The 16149-nt window shown below is 60.7% G+C and carries 15 protein-coding genes and 1 pseudogene; 5 read left to right on the top strand and 11 right to left on the bottom strand.

Translation table 11 applies throughout. The annotated features are described in order from the left end of the window. Window positions 1–53: 53 nt before the first annotated feature. From AC0V8S_RS22640 to AC0V8S_RS22630, 3 genes are read right to left on the bottom strand one after another with little or no spacing between them, the layout of a single operon-like run. A complete protein-coding gene (locus tag AC0V8S_RS22640) occupies window positions 54–728 on the bottom strand; it encodes a uracil-DNA glycosylase family protein (RefSeq protein ID WP_475433471.1) in 675 nt (224 codons plus the stop codon). Continuing rightward, the gene (locus AC0V8S_RS22635; protein ID WP_475433469.1) at window positions 668–1279 is read right to left on the bottom strand and encodes a glutathione S-transferase; all 612 of its coding nucleotides are present in this window, start codon (window positions 1277–1279) and stop codon (window positions 668–670) included. Before AC0V8S_RS22635 ends, AC0V8S_RS22640 begins: the two co-directional genes overlap by 61 nt. Window positions 1280–1312: 33 nt before the next feature. After that, window positions 1313–1936 carry a thermonuclease family protein gene (locus AC0V8S_RS22630; RefSeq protein WP_095200193.1) on the bottom strand — a complete coding sequence of 208 codons (624 nt, stop codon included), beginning with the start codon at window positions 1934–1936 and terminating at the stop codon, window positions 1313–1315. Between the two features lie 76 nt (window positions 1937–2012). Here AC0V8S_RS22630 and AC0V8S_RS22625 point away from each other — a divergent pair, with 76 nt between their 5' ends. Next, window positions 2013–3533, top strand: coding sequence for a sensor histidine kinase (locus tag AC0V8S_RS22625; protein WP_475433467.1), 1521 nt, complete (start codon window positions 2013–2015; stop codon window positions 3531–3533). Window positions 3534–3557: 24 nt separating this feature from the next. Here AC0V8S_RS22625 and AC0V8S_RS22620 read toward each other — a convergent pair whose 3' ends face one another. Further along, window positions 3558–4556 carry a nicotinate-nucleotide--dimethylbenzimidazole phosphoribosyltransferase gene (locus tag AC0V8S_RS22620; RefSeq protein ID WP_475433465.1) on the bottom strand — a complete coding sequence of 333 codons (999 nt, stop codon included), beginning with the start codon at window positions 4554–4556 and terminating at the stop codon, window positions 3558–3560. Between the two features lie 196 nt (window positions 4557–4752). Here AC0V8S_RS22620 and AC0V8S_RS22615 point away from each other — a divergent pair, with 196 nt between their 5' ends. After that, entirely contained in the window at window positions 4753–4983 is a 231-nt protein-coding gene (locus tag AC0V8S_RS22615; protein WP_010909481.1) for a DUF1289 domain-containing protein, read from the top strand. A gap of 9 nt (window positions 4984–4992) precedes the next feature. After that, a complete protein-coding gene (locus AC0V8S_RS22610) occupies window positions 4993–5700 on the top strand; it encodes a TIGR02281 family clan AA aspartic protease (protein ID WP_475433463.1) in 708 nt (235 codons plus the stop codon). Between the two features lie 2 nt (window positions 5701–5702). On the opposite strand, the gene dusA is transcribed toward AC0V8S_RS22610, so the two are convergent. Continuing rightward, window positions 5703–6701 (bottom strand): tRNA dihydrouridine(20/20a) synthase DusA, encoded by a 999-nt coding sequence (gene dusA, locus AC0V8S_RS22605; protein WP_475433461.1) that lies wholly within the window; start codon window positions 6699–6701, stop codon window positions 5703–5705. A gap of 115 nt (window positions 6702–6816) precedes the next feature. Between dusA and AC0V8S_RS22600 the strand changes: the two genes are divergently transcribed. After that, complete coding sequence (locus AC0V8S_RS22600; RefSeq protein WP_475433459.1) at window positions 6817–7878, top strand: site-specific integrase; 1062 nt, start codon at window positions 6817–6819, stop codon at window positions 7876–7878. Between the two features lie 434 nt (window positions 7879–8312). Here the strand turns inward: AC0V8S_RS22600 and AC0V8S_RS22595 are convergent, their stop codons facing one another. Then, complete coding sequence (locus tag AC0V8S_RS22595) at window positions 8313–8777, bottom strand: Lrp/AsnC family transcriptional regulator (RefSeq protein WP_475438677.1); 465 nt, start codon at window positions 8775–8777, stop codon at window positions 8313–8315. Window positions 8778–8907: 130 nt separating this feature from the next. Here AC0V8S_RS22595 and AC0V8S_RS22590 point away from each other — a divergent pair. Further along, window positions 8908–11300: pseudogene (locus AC0V8S_RS22590) on the top strand (transketolase-like TK C-terminal-containing protein). A gap of 297 nt (window positions 11301–11597) precedes the next feature. Here the strand turns inward: AC0V8S_RS22590 and AC0V8S_RS22585 are convergent. The 5 genes from AC0V8S_RS22585 to AC0V8S_RS22565 all read right to left on the bottom strand — a co-directional run bounded on the left by AC0V8S_RS22585 (window position 11598) and on the right by AC0V8S_RS22565 (window position 16148). Next, the gene (locus AC0V8S_RS22585; protein WP_475433457.1) at window positions 11598–12491 is read right to left on the bottom strand and encodes a LysR family transcriptional regulator; all 894 of its coding nucleotides are present in this window, start codon (window positions 12489–12491) and stop codon (window positions 11598–11600) included. Between the two features lie 70 nt (window positions 12492–12561). Beyond that, window positions 12562–13194: an acyl-homoserine-lactone synthase gene (locus AC0V8S_RS22580; RefSeq protein WP_475433456.1), complete on the bottom strand. Its 633-nt coding sequence runs from the start codon at window positions 13192–13194 to the stop codon at window positions 12562–12564. A 72-nt stretch (window positions 13195–13266) separates the two neighbouring features. Beyond that, window positions 13267–14016 (bottom strand): helix-turn-helix transcriptional regulator, encoded by a 750-nt coding sequence (locus AC0V8S_RS22575; RefSeq protein ID WP_475433454.1) that lies wholly within the window; start codon window positions 14014–14016, stop codon window positions 13267–13269. Between the two features lie 639 nt (window positions 14017–14655). Continuing rightward, the gene (locus AC0V8S_RS22570) at window positions 14656–15384 is read right to left on the bottom strand and encodes an ABC transporter ATP-binding protein (RefSeq protein ID WP_475438676.1); all 729 of its coding nucleotides are present in this window, start codon (window positions 15382–15384) and stop codon (window positions 14656–14658) included. After that, the gene (locus AC0V8S_RS22565) at window positions 15384–16148 is read right to left on the bottom strand and encodes an ABC transporter ATP-binding protein (protein WP_475433452.1); all 765 of its coding nucleotides are present in this window, start codon (window positions 16146–16148) and stop codon (window positions 15384–15386) included. The genes AC0V8S_RS22570 and AC0V8S_RS22565 overlap by 1 nt, the downstream gene beginning before the upstream one ends. Between the last annotated feature and the right edge of the window lies 1 nt (window position 16149).

Here is a 16149-nt window from a genome sequence, read left to right as displayed (position 1 = left end):
AAGAAAGAAATTCTGCCAATCGCCGCAAAAGCGAGTGATTTCTTGCTGAATGCCTAACCGAGGCGATAGCGGATTTCCGAGCGCAGGAAAGGCAGCAAATCCATTTCAAACCACGGATTCTGCTTCAACCAGCCGCTGTTGCGCCAGGACGGATGCGGCAGCGGCAGCACTTTCGCACCGACGGAATTCTCCCAGATGGCGCGCCAGTCCATCACCGTTTCCGTCAGCGAGCGGCGACGCGCGGCGCCCATGTGCCAGGACTGTGCGTAAATGCCGATCGTCAGCACCAGGTCGATCCGCGGCATCAAGGCCATCAAGGGCGCACGCCAGGCCGGAGCGCATTCGCGCCTTGGCGGCAGGTCGCCGCCCTTCGCATCCTGGCCGGGAAAGCAGAAGCCCATCGGCACGATGGCGAATTTCTCGATGTCGTAGAATTCGTCGCTGGTCACCCCGAGCCAGCTGCGCAGGCGGTCGCCGGAGGCATCGGTGAACGGCATGCCCGATAGGTGCACCTTGGTTCCCGGCGCCTGGCTGGCGATGAGAATGCGCGCGTTGGACGAGGGCCGCAGCACCGGCCGCGGCTCATGCGGCAGCGGCTTGCCGACAGGATTTTCGACGCAGATGCGGCAGGCCCGGACCTTTGCGGCAAAACTATCCAGTTCCACGCTCAAGCGGCGGCACTCGGCCGGCTGGAGATCGCCTGATGCCAACGCAGCACATTGGTGCATTCCTCCGGCACCCTGATGCGCGCTGGCTTCATGAAGTCGATCGCGATCAGGCCGGTGATATCGGCGATCGAATAGCTGTCGCCGGCGGCGAATTCCCGGTTTGCAAGCTCGCCGTCGAGGAGTTTCAGGAATGCGACCGCCTTCGGCTTGTTGGCCTCGCCCCATTCGGGGATCTGCGGAATTTCCCATTCCTTCATCGCTGGATGGATATGGCGAAAGGCCTGCGCGACGCAACTGAGGAGATTGAACTCCATCCGTCTCTGCCACATCTCGACCTGCGCCTTGCCGAGCGCGCCACGTCCAAACAGGGCCGGCTCCGGATGCAACTCCTCGAAATAACGGCAGATGGCGACGGATTCGGTGATGACGGTGCCATCATCAAGCTCCAGCACCGGCAGGCGCTGCAAAGGATTGCGCGAGCTCACCGTTTGGCCCTTATGCTCCAGCGCCCCCATGTCGACGGACACCAGCGGAACCGTGATCCCCTTCTCGGCGAGGAAAACGCGAACCCGCCGCGGGTTGGGCGCCCGGCCACCGTCGAAGAGCTTCATTCGATCCTCCCTTTCTGTCCAAGCCGATACGCTTCACCAGAAGCGAAAAATCTCCCGCACGGCGTCGCCGATCGACGCCAGCGTGCCGTGCTTTCGCTCCACGACCTCGCCGTGATGGCTGTCGCGCCAGTCCTGCGGCTGGTCGAACGTACCTGCCCAGATCCCGACCTTGGCCGCGCGGGCAGTCGCTTCCTCATTTTCGAAGTCGCCAAAGGCTACAGCCCAGCCCGCTTCGACCTGGGCACGGTTGAGGTCGGTGCCACCGGCCTTGCAGTCGCCAAGCAGCCGGCCGTAGCGATCCCGCTGCCAGCCGCTGCAGGTGACCGGCCTGCCCGCGATCAGGCGCACCAGCGACTGGCGCGCAAGCGTGCCGCAGGCATAGTCGGCGCCGTTCCTGCGGCAGGTCTGGGTGTATTCAGGCGCATCGATGCCACGCATGCGGATGCGCTCGGTGCCGAGTGTGATCGAATCGCCGTCATTGATGATGGCAGCACCTTGCGTCTGGCGCGTCTCCACCCGGTCGAGGCGCGCCGCCAGCAGGATCAGCAAGCCCAGAATGATGATGGCCAGCCCGTAGTCCAGCACCTTGTGCCAGAGGCTTCTCGGGCGAGGCGCCGCGTACCGCCGGCGCGATCTCGGCGACCAGGAACGGCTCATATGGCAAACGGTTGGTTAATCATTCGAACGTAGCTTAACACCTTGAAATCGCTGCGCGCATAAATTGAAGCTTTTGATGCCCTTGCAACGCTCGAACACAGCGGACAAGTTCATTGTGGACCGCAGGAAACCCCATCGCAACAGCGATGTGGCGCGCGCGGTGCGCAAGACGCGCGACCGTCTTTCGCAGCAGGCCGGCAATCTCGATTTCGACCGCGAACTGCTGAAACTCCACGCGCGCGCCATGACAAGCGGCGCCGTGGTCATCCCGCTGCTCGTCCTGGCGATCGCCGCGGCCGGCCGGCTCGCCGGCGTCGGCAACGAGATCGGCCTCTGGGCGCTGTTCACGCTCACCTCCTATACGATCGTCGTCTTCATGGCGCGGCGCATTGAGCGTACGGACGCGTCCGAGCTCAACCCTTTGCAAGCGCAACGGGAATTCCTGGTCGGCCATTTCCTTTGCGGGCTTGGCTGGGCCTGGTTCGTATTGCTGGGCTGCGGCGCCTGCGCCGTCGACCAGTTCCAGGTGGTCAAGGCGGTGGTGCTGCTGTTTGCCATGGCCGGGACCGCGGTCATGGCCTCTTCCCTGAGCGGGGCGTTGCTGGCAACTTTTGCCGTTCCGGTCGCGCTCTACGCCTATGCTGGCACCAAGCTGTGGATGCCGGTCGAGGCGATCATGGCCGGACTACTCGTCGTGTCGTTGCCTTTCTTCGCCTATATCGCCCGTCACCTCAACCGCTCCTCGCTGATGCTGTTGTCGTTCCGCTCCGAAACGGATGCGCTGATTGCCGAAGTCGAGACGGCGAAATCGATGTCGGACGAGGCGCGGCGGCGTGCCGAGGATGCCAATCTGGCGAAGTCGCGGTTCCTCGCTTCGATGAGCCATGAATTGCGCACGCCGCTCAACGCCATTCTCGGTTTTTCCGAGGTGATGGCGAATGAGGTGCTGGGGCCGATGAGCAATCCCACCTATCGCGACTACGCCCATGACGTGCATGATTCCGGCCAGCACCTGCTCGACCTGATCAACGAGATCCTCGACCTGTCGCGCATCGAGGCCGGCCGCTATCAACTCAACGAAGAGCCGGTGATGTTGCTGCACATTGTAGAGGATTGCTGCCACATGATGGAGTTGAAGGCGCGCAACAAGGATATCCGTCTCGTCCAGGATTTCGAACAGACATTGCCGCGGCTGTTCGCCGACGAGCGCGCCGTGCGCCAGATCACGCTCAACCTTTTGTCGAATGCCATAAAATTCACCGCCACCGGCGGCGAAATTCGAATCCGCGTTGGCTGGACGGCGGGCGGTGGCCAATACATCTCGATCAAGGACAATGGCCCCGGCATCCCCGAGGATGAGATCCCGATTGTGCTCTCGGCCTTCGGCCAAGGTTCGATCGCGATCAAGAGCGCCGAACAGGGCACCGGGCTAGGCCTGCCGATCGTGCAGGGCCTGCTCGCCATGCATGGCGGCGAGTTCGAGCTTCATTCCAAGCTGCGCGAAGGCACCGAGGCGATCGCCATCTTCCCGCTGAGCCGGGTGATGGAAGAACTGCCGGCGCTGCCGACCGCGGCTGTGGCGGCGCGCAGGCGGTAGAACCTTCGTCAGCGCCCGATGTGCCTAACCCCGCACAGCCGCCGCCATGCCCGAACTGGCCAGCGCCGCCGCCTTGACCAGGCCTGCGCCAAGGGCAGCCCCTGCCCCTTCACCGTGGCTTATGCCGAGGTCGAGCAACGGACGGAAGCCAAGCAGTTCGGCGGCCCTGGCGTGCGCAGGCTCCGGCGACAGGCTGGCGAGAAGACAATGGTCCAGCGCTGAAGGGTTCGCGGCATAAAGCACCGCTGCGGCAGCCGTTGCCGCAAATCCGTCGAGCAGCACCGGAATCTTCTGCATCCGCGCGGCGAGGATGGCGCCGGCTATCGCCGCGAACTCACGGCCGCCGACCCTCCGCAGCACCTCCAACGGGTCGTCGAGATGGCCGTGGTGAAAGGCCAGCGTCGCATCGACCACATCAGCCTTGCGCGCCTGCATCGCCGCGTCGGCGCCAGATCCCGGGCCAACCCAGTCGGCACCCCTGCCCCCGAACAGCGCCGCAAATAGTGCGGCGGCGACGGTGGAATTGCCGACGCCGAGATCGCCGAGGCAAAGCAGGTCGGTGCCGCCGGCGATCGCTTCCATGCCGAAGGCCATAGTCGCCGCGCAACCGCGCTCGTCAAGTGCTGCGTCATCGGTGATGTCGCCGGTCGGGATGTGCAGGGCAAGATCGAATACCTTTAATCCGAGGTCGTTGGCGATGCAGATCTGGTTGATCGCCGCACCGCCGGCCGCGCAAAGCTCGACCGCGTTGGCGGTCGCCGCCACCGGGCGTGGCGAAATGCCATGCCTGACAACACCATGGTTGCCGGCAAAGACCGCCATCAGCGGTCTTGTCACGGCGGGCGGAGCCCGACCGCTCCAGGCGGCAAGCCACGCGGCGATGTCCTCGATGCGGCCGAGCGAATGCGCTGGCTTGTCGGCTTTGGCAAACAGTGTGCGCACCCGTGCCTCAGCTTTGAGGTCGGCTGCCGGCAGATTGTCGAGCAGGTTGCGGAAATCGTCGAAAGGCAGAGCGCTGATCATGTCGTGAGCAATCATTCCTGGAGTTGGGAGCGGCATAGCCGCGTTGCGTGATCGGCACAACCTCTCCCAAACATCCGCCTTGATTGCCGCAAAGATGGCCTGGGAAGGCGCGATCGCGAGGGCTTGCATTGGCTTTGCCGTTGCACCATGTGGAGATGGAACTCGGGATTCCGAATGGAATCCTCAAGAGAAAGTCATGACGGCCATCGAATCCCCCTGCATCCTTGTCTGTTCGATCGACATGAAAACCGGCTTCTGCTTCGGTTGCGGCCGCACGCGTGAGGAAATCGGCGCCTGGATGGGGATGACGCCCGAAACGCGCCGCAATGTGATGGCCGAATTGCCGGCCCGGCTGGAAACGGTCGAGCGCCGGCCGCGCCGGGAAACGCGCCGCACCCGCATGGCGCGTGAACGCGACGCACTTTAGAGGCACGAAATGAGTAGCCGGCTGTTCTGGATTTTGATGGCGGTGATCGGCGTGGGAGCGGTCCTCCTCATGCTCAACGATTCCGCCGGCAGCACGCTCGGCGTCGAGAACTACGATTTCGGTCGGCTGATCTGGCTTGGCGCCTTCGGCGCCCTGATCGGCGCCGGCCTGCTGCGGTCAGGCCGCCCGTTGGGTGCGATGGCCCGCAACCTCGGCGCCTGGGTGGCAATCGTGCTGGCACTGGTCGCCGGTTACCAATATCGTTACGAACTGCAGGACGTCGCCAGCCGGGTGACCGCCGGGCTTGTTCCCGGCAGTCCGCTGGCTCTCGGCGTTGAAGACGGCCACGCCACCGTAACCCTCGACAAAGCCGACAATGGCCATTTCGAAGCGCGCATCCTGGTCAATGGCAATCCTGTGCGGGCCGTTGTCGATACCGGCGCGACCAGCACGGTGCTGACGTCGGAAGACGCGCAAGCCGCCGGCTTCAACCCGGCCGCGCTCAACTACACGATACCGGTTTCGACAGCCAACGGCATGGCGCGCGCCGCGGCGGTCAAGACCGACGCGGTGGCGATCGGCGGCATCGTGCGCAAGGACATGTCGGTGATGGTCGCGGCACCCGGCATGCTGAGCCAAAGCCTGCTTGGCATGAACTTCATCGGCTCGCTCTCGGGCTTCGACGTGCGCGGCGACCGCATGATCCTGCGGGACTGAGCTCAGGCCGCTTCGGCCGTCCCTCTACCGAATTCGACCGCGGCGAAAGCCGTCTTCAGCACGTCAGGCCCGGCACCGGGCCGGTTTGCGTCGGTCGACAGGATCTGGCGGTAGCGGCGTGCACCCGGCAATCCGTGGAACAGTCCGACCATATGGCGGGTGACATGGCCGAGCCGCCCACCCTGTTCGATGTGACGCGCCGCATAGCCGGCCATCGCATCGATCAGCGCAGCGAAATCGAAGGCCTCGGGTTTCGCACCGTAGAAGGCGGCGTCGACGCCAGCCAGAATGCCTGGTGTGTGGTAGGCGGCGCGGCCAAGCATGGCACCATCGACATGATCGAGATGCGCCCGCGCCTCTTCAAGCGACTGAATTCCGCCATTGATACCAATGAATTCGTTCGGTTTTTTGGCCTTCAGCCGATAGACCCTGTTGTAGTCGAGTGGCGGGATGTCACGATTTTCCTTGGGACTGAGCCCCTCCAGCCAGGCCTTGCGCGCATGCACCCAAAGCGCGTCTGCGCCGGCATTGAGAACCCCGTCCGCCAGCGCATCGAGCGCCGCCTCGGGATCCTGCTCATCGACGCCGATCCGGCATTTGACGGTGACAGGAATTTTCACCACCGCCTTCATCGCCGCGACGCAGTCGGCAACGAGGCCGGGCACCTTCATCAGGCAGGCGCCGAATGTGCCCGACTGGACGCGGTCGGACGGGCAACCGACATTGAGGTTGATCTCGTCATAGCCGAAGGCTTCGCCAATGCGCGCCGCTTCGGCGAGTTTTGCCGGATCGGAGCCTCCGAGTTGCAAGGCGACGGGATGTTCCAGAGCATCGAAGCCGAGCAGCCTCTCGCGCGCACCGTGGATGACGGCGTCGGCCACCACCATCTCGGTATAAAGCAGCGCACGGCGCGTCAGCTGGCGATGGAAGAACCGGCAGTGCCTGTCCGTCCAGTCCATCATGGGTGCAATAGCTAGTCTATGCTCTTGATTTTTCAGCATTTTTTCTTTAACATCAAATCGTTAGAACCTACCGAGTGCACACGAATTTACGCCAGAATACGACCCTTTTCGCCACGTTTCGATCTCTCAGTGCACACAGAGCGCACACGAAAAAATGGCCACCTACACAAAACTCTCGTCCGGTTCCTGGCGTGTCCAAGTCCGTCGCAAGGGCCGCTACGTCAGCGAGACCTTCCTGCGCCGAGACGACGCACGGCGCTGGGCAACCGAAGCCGAGCGCCAAGTCGATCGTGGCGAGACGCCGACCAAGTCCCGTATTGCTCGCCTGAAAACTTTCGGCGAACTCATCGACCTTCATATCGACGACATGTGCGACGTAGGCAAGTCCCCTCGCCGCTCCAAGGCCGCAGCCCTCGATATGCTCCAAAGACATCTGGGGAAATGCAGCATCGCGGCTCTCGATCGCGAACGGCTCATACGTTTTGGGCGCGACCGGGCCGCCCAAGGTGCCGGACCGATGACGCTCAGCATCGACATCGGCTTTGTAAAACTCATTCTGGCTCATGCCGCTGCGGTGCACGGCCTGCCCGTCAAGGTCGAACCGGTTGATCTCGCGCGTATCGCCCTAAAGAGACTTGGCCTCGTTGGGAAAGGCAATCAGCGCGACAGGAGGCCGACCCAGGATGAACTCGACAGGCTCATCGCCCACTTCGAAGCAAATCCTCGTCAAATAGCGCCGGTTGGCCAGATAATACGTTTCGCAGTCGCAACCGCGATGCGCCAGGAGGAAATCTGCAAAGCGCGATGGTCCGACATGGACGCCCGCACGCGGATGCTTCTAATCCGTGACCGGAAAGACCCGCGAAACAAAAACGGGAACAATCAACGCATACCCTTGTTCGCGGCAACTGGGTACGACGCATGGGCCATTGTCGAGGACCGACTGGCCAAGCGAAGCAATGACGATGATCGAATTTTCCCATTCAATCATAGGTCAGTCGGCACCGCCTTCCGTTTAGGGTGCGCTGACCTGGACATCCACGACCTTCATTTTCATGACTTGCGGCACGAAGGGACAAGCCGCCTATTCGAGGCCGGATTCACGATCGAACAAGTTGCGCTGGTAACTGGGCACAAGGACTGGAAAATGTTGAAGCGCTACACCCATCTGCGGCCGGAGGCTCTCCACGCGCTGTTGGCAGCGCGCGCCGCATAGATGTGAGTGTCAAAAGGTTTCACGATAGCACAGGTCGCTCTGGTCACGGGTCACAAGGATTGGGAGATGTTGCGTAGATATACGCATCTCAAGCCGGAAACCCTGCACACGATCCGAGTTGCGAGGGCAGCCTAGCCGACGCAATTTGCGATCTGCTGTGAGCTACCAATAAAAACCTCAATCTCTGGCGCTTATAGACGCGCATCGGCTTCACACTGCTGTTGCGAACCGCGATCTGCTGTAGAGGTACGGTCTCGACGCCTACGAGACTGTCGCTGCAGTTAAATTGAGTTTAAACTGACGACCGCCTTCCAGGTCGTAGCATTACTCTCCGCGTTGGGAAAACCGCAAGTTCAAATCACGACCACCCCTGCCGCCGATATAGACGCACATTGAGGCCGATCGGATGACGCTAGACTGCACGCCTCCGAATCCTATTCTAAGGGCAGAACCTCTGAACGCTTGACCTGAGCAAGAGCGAAGCTCGTTTCGATCGAGGCGACGCCGTCCAAACGCGTGAGTTTGTCCTTGATGAACCGTTCGTATGCTTCGAGATCGCGCACAACGATGCGCATCAGATAGTCCCGCTGCCCAGTCATGAGGTAGCAATCTACCACCTCCGGCCAGCGCGCCACGGCGAGCGCGAACCGGTCAAGATCTTCTTCGCGCTGCCGCTCGAGCTTGATCGACGCGAAGGCGCTGATCGGCAGGCCGACCTTCTTCTGGTCTATCACTGCCGTGTATCCTTTGATCACGCCAGAATCTTCCAGCAAGCGCACACGCCGGACGCAAGGAGACGGTGACAAACCGACGCGATCAGACAGCTCATTGGCCGTGATCTTCCCGTTGCCTTGGATCGCCGCGATGATTTTCCTGTCGATATCGTCCAACACGCGCATTAGCTGTTTTTCTTTCAAAGCAAACATCATGTTGGTGAAAACAGCTAATTGGTTGCCGGCTGAAAGGCAAGTTTGGTTACATTTCGTGCTTGAAGAGGTTTAACCTCTACCCCTCTCAAGGGAGCTGATCATGACAGCGCAACGGCTTTCCATCCTGTCCGAACTCGAGCGTAAAGTGCTGTGGTTGGCAACCTGGACAATCCACAACGCCAATCACCTGCGCGACAATGGCGACGGGTTGAAGGTGGGGGGCCATCAGGCGTCTTCGGCTTCGCTGAACACGATCCTGACTGCACTCTATTTCGCCATTCTGCGGCCCGAGGACAGAGTTGCGGTCAAGCCACATGCCAGCCCGATCTTCCACGCAATCCAATATCTGTTCGGCAATCAGACTCGGGAGAAGCTTGAGAATTTTCGCGGCTTCAATGGCGCGCAATCCTATCCGTCGCGCACCAAGGATGTCGACGACGTCGATTTCTCCACTGGATCGGTCGGGCTCGGCGTGGCGCAGACACTTTTCTCATCGCTGGTGCAGGATTTCATTCGCGCAAAAGGCCTCGGGACCACGCGTCCCGAAGGCCGCATGGTGGCATTGATCGGCGATGCCGAGATGGATGAGGGCAATATCTTCGAGGCGCTGCTCGAGGGCTGGAAGCATGGTCTTCGCAACACCTGGTGGGTCGTCGACTACAACCGGCAGAGCCTCGATGCGGTCGTGCGTGAGGGACTGTGGGAGCGGTTCGAATCGATGTTCCGCAATTTCGGATGGGACGTGGTGATCCTCAAGCACGGCGTCCTGCAACAAGCGGCCTTCACTGAGGCCGGCGGCGAGAAGTTGCGCGACTGGATCGACGCCTGCCCCAACCAGCTTTACTCGGCCCTGACCTTCCAGGGAGGAGCAGCCTGGCGCAAGCGCCTGCTCGACGACCTTGGCGACCAGGGTGACGTTTCGCGGTTGATCGAAAGACGCGGCGACAACGACCTCGCCCAGCTGATGAGCAATCTGGGCGGGCATGACCTGCAATCGATCCTGGACGCGTTCGAGCAAGCCAGGACACATGACCGTCCCACCTGCTTCATCGCCTATACGATCAAGGGCTTCGGCCTGCCGCTTGCCGGACACAAGGACAATCACGCCGGGCTGATGACCCCGACCCAGGTTGAGGTCCTGCGCAAATCGATGAAGGTGCGCGAGGGCCGCGAGTGGAGCCCGTTCGAAGGCCTCGCGACGCCGGAGGCCACCCTGAAGGAGTTTCTTGCCAACGTGCCGTTCGTGCAGTCCGGCCGCCGCCGCTACGTTTCGCCGGTCATCGACGTGCCTAAGCGACTCGAGTTCGGCGCCCAACCCTCGATGTCGACCCAGCAGGGCTTCGGCCTAGTCATGCATGAGATCGCCAAGAGCGACACGCCATTTGCCAGCCGCATTGTCACCACCGCACCCGACGTGACGGTGTCGACCAATCTCGGCGCCTGGGTCAACCGGCGCGGCCTTTTCGCCCGGGAGGAGATGGCGGACCTGTTCAAGACGGAACGCATTCCTTCGACCTACAACTGGACCTTCTCGCCCAAGGGCCAGCATATGGAACTCGGCATTGCCGAGATGAACCTGTTCACTATGCTGTCGGCGCTTGGCCTGTCGCATTCGATTTTCGGTGAGCGCCTGCTTCCGGTGGGCACACTCTACGACCCATTCATCGAACGGGGGCTCGATGCGCTGAACTATGCCTGCTATCAGGACGCCCGCTTCATGCTGGTGGCAACGCCGTCCGGCGTAACGCTGGCGCCAGAAGGCGGTGCGCACCAGTCGATCGCCACCCCGCTAATCGGCATGGCCCAGGACGGCCTGGCGAGCTTCGAACCTGCCTTTGTCGACGAGCTTGCCGCGATGATGCGCTGGTCCTTCCAGTATATGCAGCGATCGGGCGAAACTGAAGCGGATAGGATGACGTGGCTCCGCGACGCAACCGGCGGTTCCGTCTATCTCCGCCTGTCCACGCGCTCGATCGAGCAGCCGAAACGCGTGATCACGCCCGAGTTGGAGGTGGAATTCTCAACGGCGCCTATTGGTTGCGCAAGCCCGGTCCCAATGCTCAGATCGTCGTTGCCTACACCGGCGCAATAGCGCCGGAAGCGATCGAAGCGACCGGCCTGATGGCAGAGGACCGTCGCGATGTAGGCCTTCTTGCCGTGACTTCGGCCGACAGGCTTAACGCGGGCTGGACCGCAGCGCAGCGCGCCCGCGACAACGGCCTTTCACACGCACGCAGCCACATCGAGCGGCTTCTGCAAGACCTGCCGTCGCATTGCGGGATCGTCAGCGTCATCGACGGGCACCCGGCAGCTTTGGCCTGGCTCGGATCCGTGCATGGTCACCGCACACGCTCGCTTGGCGTCGAGCACTTCGGTCAGACCGGTACCATCGCCGACCTGTACCGCCATTTCGGAATTGATGCTCCTGGCATCATCGCTGCGGCTGAGGCGCTGACGCCCGGCCGACCGATCAGGAATTTGCGGGTAGTCTAGTCGCGTATTAGGTTTGCCCGTCCGCAGCTCATCGCGCAACCGGATGACGGTGGCCGCTAACCATGGCGCGCCAGCGACCCAACAGTTCAAAACTACCCCGAGGTGGCTGGACTACGGCTGATCATCGAAGACACGGCAAAAAGCGAGCGCAGCAGATAACGTTCCATCCCTTGGTGGGGCTTCGCCGAGCGATAGGCCGCTCGCAGCATGGATGTCGCGGAGAAGACGGGTGCCCGTTACACCGCTATCTCAATGTTGGCTCTGGACCCGGACGCATCCAACCTAAAAACTCTTTGTCTAGTGTCCTGTCGAAGTGCGAGCAAGGAACGCCATCCGCAAGAAGCTTCGCAGAGTTTGAGTGTCATTCAGATCGGATGTGACTGCGTTGAAAGGCAATTCAGCTCCGGGCGCGAAAATCGGACGATAGACCACGCCAGCACATCGCCACTCCGGCATCGATTGCGTTGTCAGACTAAAACCCCTGCCTAAACTTACCATTCCGATCAACATGTCTCTGCCCACGGAAAGATGCTCAACTTTCGGGTCGTATCCTATATCTGAAGATCCACGGGTCAGACACTCGTGGATCACTGTTCCGATGTCACCTTGGCCGCCAAGGAAGCTCATCTCCATCAAATCTCTCCAGTGAATCGTCGCCTTGCGCGCCAAACTATTGTTCTCTGGCAGAACAGCGACTACTCGATCCAGCCAAAGCTGGATGACATTGCAGTCAGGCACTTCGGACCAACCCGTCAGCAACGCCACATCGAGGCGCCGCGCTCGAATTCCAGCTAGTAGGTCCTGCACGGCGGCTTCTATCAATACAGGGTGAGTGCGACGATGCCTCGACACGAAACGACCCAGCAGAGCTGTGACAAAGCTTGCGCCGCATGAAGCATCCAAACCGATCCGAAGCACCCCTCTTCCGGACTCGGCCGCTATGTCTGCCGCTTCGTTAAGTTGCTTAAGGGATGCTCGAGCCCGCTCCAGAAACACCCGACCTACTGCCGTGGGTACAACACCACTTGCGGTTCGATCGAATAGCGTCGCGCCGAGCTGATTCTCCAAATCCCGAATACGTCGGCTGATGGCGGACTGTCGGATATTGAATTTTGTCGCGGTTTGCCGAAAACTGCCGAGGTCTGCCGCCGCGATTGCGTAACGGAGATGGCGGTGCTCAATTTCGCGCATTCATAACTAGCCGATTTGCGGGCCCTTGGTTACGAAGTCTACGTGTCTGATCCGAGATTCTGGTCAGCCATTAAGCAACTGTCTTGATAGGCTCGTCGTCGCAAAGCACAGCCTCCTTTATTCGATAGATCCGGCGTGTCGTCGCAAGGGCAGCGCGTGAGACGTCCACCATGATCCCGATAATCGACATGCCGTCGCTTTCTTTCGCGGGACCAAGTCGCTTTGGATTCCAGCCAATCGAGGCAAACCTCTCGAGCCAGTAATCTTCACAGACGATAATCAGCTGGCTGATCCGGCGTTGAAGACATAGCTCCAAGACGCCGCAGTAGATCAAACCTGCCGCCTGACAGGAGCGACCTGGCTCGCGCAAATGACTAGCCACGAAAAAGCGAGTCCATTCAAAAATATCCTGGCCGCGAGGCGCGCGACAGCTGACCAGCTGCGGAAAGACTTCGCTCATCAAGTGTGGTTTGAGGCTCGGAACCAGCCTGGAGCCCGCGACCACCTCACCGGCGACTGTGATGCCGAGAAGATGGGTCGCATCCGGCGTATCGAATGCATCGATCTCCCGGCCGTCAGGACGCTTCAGCGCCTGCCAGCCGCGCTCGCCGACGTAAATCTGGTGGCGCAGACGGAAATACTGATCGAGTTGGTCTCGATAGGCTATGCGGTTTGAATCATCGACAGCGTGAACTTTGAACATCGCGGGGTCCTCGTGGATGAGGACAAGGTGCATGCTCCTCCCGAAGGCGCCATACTCAGATCTGACGATGGTTCAAAGCTGAATTTCATGCCTGCGAACCGCCTCGACGATTGCCTGCACTATGTTGGCAGTATCGAGCTTCTGCCTGACGTTGCGTAGATGCGTGTTGACCGTGTTCTCCGAAATGCACAGGATTCTTGAGACTTCCCAGGCTGTCTTCCCCGCCGCGATCCATTCAAGAATTTCACATTCGCGTTTGGAGAGTTTCTGCTTCGGTTGCTTGCGCAAACCGCCGACCAGCCGATGGGCTGCCGAATAGGCATGACGGGCAAGAGCGTGAACGGTGCAGCGCGCCGACGGCGTCAAGTCAAGCTCGCCGCCCGCAAGTGTCACGGCAGCGCTTTCGCCAAACGCGCATTGGATCGGTATACAGATCCCTTCTCGCAGACCAAACTCCGCAGCCTCGTTCATCACGCGCTGCGCGTCTGGATCAGTCCGACCTCGGGACACGTCGCTCCAGAGAAATGGTGCCATCGCCGTCCGACACAGGGCAGCGCATGGATCATGACGATAATGCCTTGCGGCCATATAGTGGTCGTACCAATCGGCAGGCCAACCGTTGACAAGAATGTGTTCATCCAGCGCGCCGGTACTCGCGTTCGGCAAGTCAGTGATGAGACAAGCCACGTAGCCATAAATTTGGATCCGCGCGCGTAGTTGCCTGATGATTTCCTTGATGCTGATGGCGCTGTCCATGAGCGCCGTGGCTTCAAAGATCTCAACGATATCGTGCTGCAACACACGCTCGGTTGTCTTCGCCACCTTAAGATCATCCTAATATATAGAGTTGGCAAAAAGATACGTGACTTCAGCCTGATCTCAACCCTCACCGCTACGTTTGATTACTATAATAGGTGGCACTAAAGAGCACGCTCTGACTGCCTCGTCCAATGAGGCTGAGGTCGGTGTTTGCCCGCAATCTGAGGTTGCTTCGACAAGCGACGGGCTTGTCGGCGATTTTTACACACGACATCCAGTAACTAGCTGATTTTACTTAGGTATCGGCCCCATCCATCACCGAGGCTGCAATTCTTCGCTCTATCATATTCATTTCATTATCTTTTTTCAGTCTCAGTCCGTCCGATACCCCGTTGGAAAGACAGCACAATTTGGAAACAAACGCGCAGCCGAACGCAACCGGATTTACGATTCGCCGACGCAAATTGAAGGCTATTCAGCATATCACGCCGCTCCCTGAACACATGGTGGACACGAAAGCTTCGTCGTCACCGGCCAGATCATCGACCAGACGACCATCAGGAACTGCGCGTCCTCGCCCAACAAGGTCTTCAATGTCCAGGTCGCCCGCCCGGCTGTGGGATATCGCCGAAGCGTTAATCGGTGCGCAAAAAAGCATGAGGCAGTGGTTCGTTCGTACAGTCCAAGCCTTGGCGGCTCTACCTAGGCAGCAACGCCGCCCAAATAGGCACTGATGACGGCCTCGTTACTCGCAAGGTCGCTGCCTGGTCCCTCAAGCACAACACGCCCGGCCTTGAGAACATAGCCGTAGTCGGCGAATTTCAAGGCGACTTTGCTGTTCTGCTCCACGAGCAGGATGGTCACGCCTTCGCGGTTGAGGCGCTGGACGATGTTCATGACTTCCTTGATCAGTTGCGGCGCCAGGCCCATTGACGGCTCATCGAGCAGGAGCACTTTGGGCGCGGCCATGAGGGCTCTGCCGATCGCGAGCATCTGCTGCTCTCCTCCCGACAGGTTCCTTGCATCGCCATTCTTTCTGCGCGACAGGATGGGAAAGAGTTCGAAAACGTGATCCAGCCCCCGCCGGCGCTCGGCGTCGTCGGCAAGCGTAAACGAGCCGAGGTCAAGGTTCTCCTTGATCGTCATGTCGCCGAAAATACGCCTTCCCTCCGGGACGTGGACGAGCCCGCGATGCGGTAGACGGTGGGCAGGGACCTTGGTTATGTCCTCGCCCAGGAAGCGGACACTTCCGGAGGACGCGGCAATGAGGCCGGACAGCGTGCGCAGCGTCGTGCTTTTGCCGGCACCGTTCGCGCCAAGCAGCGCCACGATCTGACCGCGTTTGACCGAAAGGCTGACGCCGTGAAGCGCTTCGATGCCGCCATAGCGGGTGACGATTCGATCGGCGGAAAGAACAATGTCGGGCTCCATCAATCCTCCGTACCGAGATAGGCTTCAATGACCCTGGGGTCCGCGCGTACGGCCTCTGGCGCTCCATCGGCGATCTTCTGACCGTAATCGAACACCACGATCTTCTCCGACACCTGCATGACCAGGCCCATATCGTGTTCGATCAGCAGGACCGTGACGCCGGTCTCGTCGCGAACGCGGCGGATGAGATGCACCAGGTCCAGCTTCTCACGCTCGTTCAGGCCGGCGGCAGGCTCGTCCAGCAGGATGAGTTCGGGCGTCGACGCTAGGGCTCTTGCGAGTTCGAGCCGGCGTTGATCGCCGTAGGATAGACCGCCGGCCTGGCGATGCGCATGCTGCTCGATGCCGACGAAATCGAGCCAGCGCATGCCGATCGCGCGGATCGCCTCCTCCTCACGCCGCTGCGACGGCAGGTGCAGGATCGACGACACGATGCCATGGCGGCTGCGGCAATGCTGGCCGGACATGGCGTTTTCCAGAACGGTCATTTCCTTGAACAGCCTGATATTCTGAAACGTGCGGGCAAGGCCGAGCGCGGTGATGCGATGCGGCGGCAAGCCGGTAATGGGCCGGCCGCCCAGTCTGATCGAGCCGCCCTTCGGCTTGTAGAAGCCGGTCAGGCAATTGAAGAGCGACGTCTTGCCGGCACCGTTCGGTCCGATGAGGCTGTTGATGGCGCCCTTCTCCACCGAGAACGAAATGTCGTGAAGGACCTTCAGTCCCCCAAAACTGAGGCGCAGATCGCGGACTTCGAGCAAGGCCATG

Source organism: Mesorhizobium oxytropidicola, assembly GCF_056174625.1.
This window is presented reverse-complemented; position numbering and strand designations above follow the sequence as displayed.

Excerpts from the sequence above, each read along its gene's own strand:
- AC0V8S_RS22580 (WP_475433456.1), bottom strand. The coding sequence starts at position 13,194 with ATGTTCAAAGTTCACGCTGTCGATGATTCAAACCGCATAGCCTATCGA.
- dusA (WP_475433461.1), bottom strand. The coding sequence starts at position 6,701 with ATGCTGAAAAATCAAGAGCATAGACTAGCTATTGCACCCATGATGGAC.
- AC0V8S_RS22595 (WP_475438677.1), bottom strand. The coding sequence starts at position 8,777 with ATGCGCGTGTTGGACGATATCGACAGGAAAATCATCGCGGCGATCCAA.
- AC0V8S_RS22600 (WP_475433459.1), top strand. The coding sequence starts at position 6,817 with ATGGCCACCTACACAAAACTCTCGTCCGGTTCCTGGCGTGTCCAAGTC.
- AC0V8S_RS22610 (WP_475433463.1), top strand. The coding sequence starts at position 4,993 with ATGAGTAGCCGGCTGTTCTGGATTTTGATGGCGGTGATCGGCGTGGGA.
- AC0V8S_RS22620 (WP_475433465.1), bottom strand. The coding sequence starts at position 4,556 with ATGATCAGCGCTCTGCCTTTCGACGATTTCCGCAACCTGCTCGACAAT.
- AC0V8S_RS22630 (WP_095200193.1), bottom strand. The coding sequence starts at position 1,936 with ATGAGCCGTTCCTGGTCGCCGAGATCGCGCCGGCGGTACGCGGCGCCT.
- AC0V8S_RS22625 (WP_475433467.1), top strand. The coding sequence starts at position 2,013 with ATGCCCTTGCAACGCTCGAACACAGCGGACAAGTTCATTGTGGACCGC.
- AC0V8S_RS22570 (WP_475438676.1), bottom strand. The coding sequence starts at position 15,384 with ATGGAGCCCGACATTGTTCTTTCCGCCGATCGAATCGTCACCCGCTAT.
- AC0V8S_RS22585 (WP_475433457.1), bottom strand. The coding sequence starts at position 12,491 with ATGCGCGAAATTGAGCACCGCCATCTCCGTTACGCAATCGCGGCGGCA.
- AC0V8S_RS22565 (WP_475433452.1), bottom strand. The coding sequence starts at position 16,148 with ATGGCCTTGCTCGAAGTCCGCGATCTGCGCCTCAGTTTTGGGGGACTG.
- AC0V8S_RS22635 (WP_475433469.1), bottom strand. The coding sequence starts at position 1,279 with ATGAAGCTCTTCGACGGTGGCCGGGCGCCCAACCCGCGGCGGGTTCGC.
- AC0V8S_RS22640 (WP_475433471.1), bottom strand. The coding sequence starts at position 728 with ATGCACCAATGTGCTGCGTTGGCATCAGGCGATCTCCAGCCGGCCGAG.
- AC0V8S_RS22615 (WP_010909481.1), top strand. The coding sequence starts at position 4,753 with ATGACGGCCATCGAATCCCCCTGCATCCTTGTCTGTTCGATCGACATG.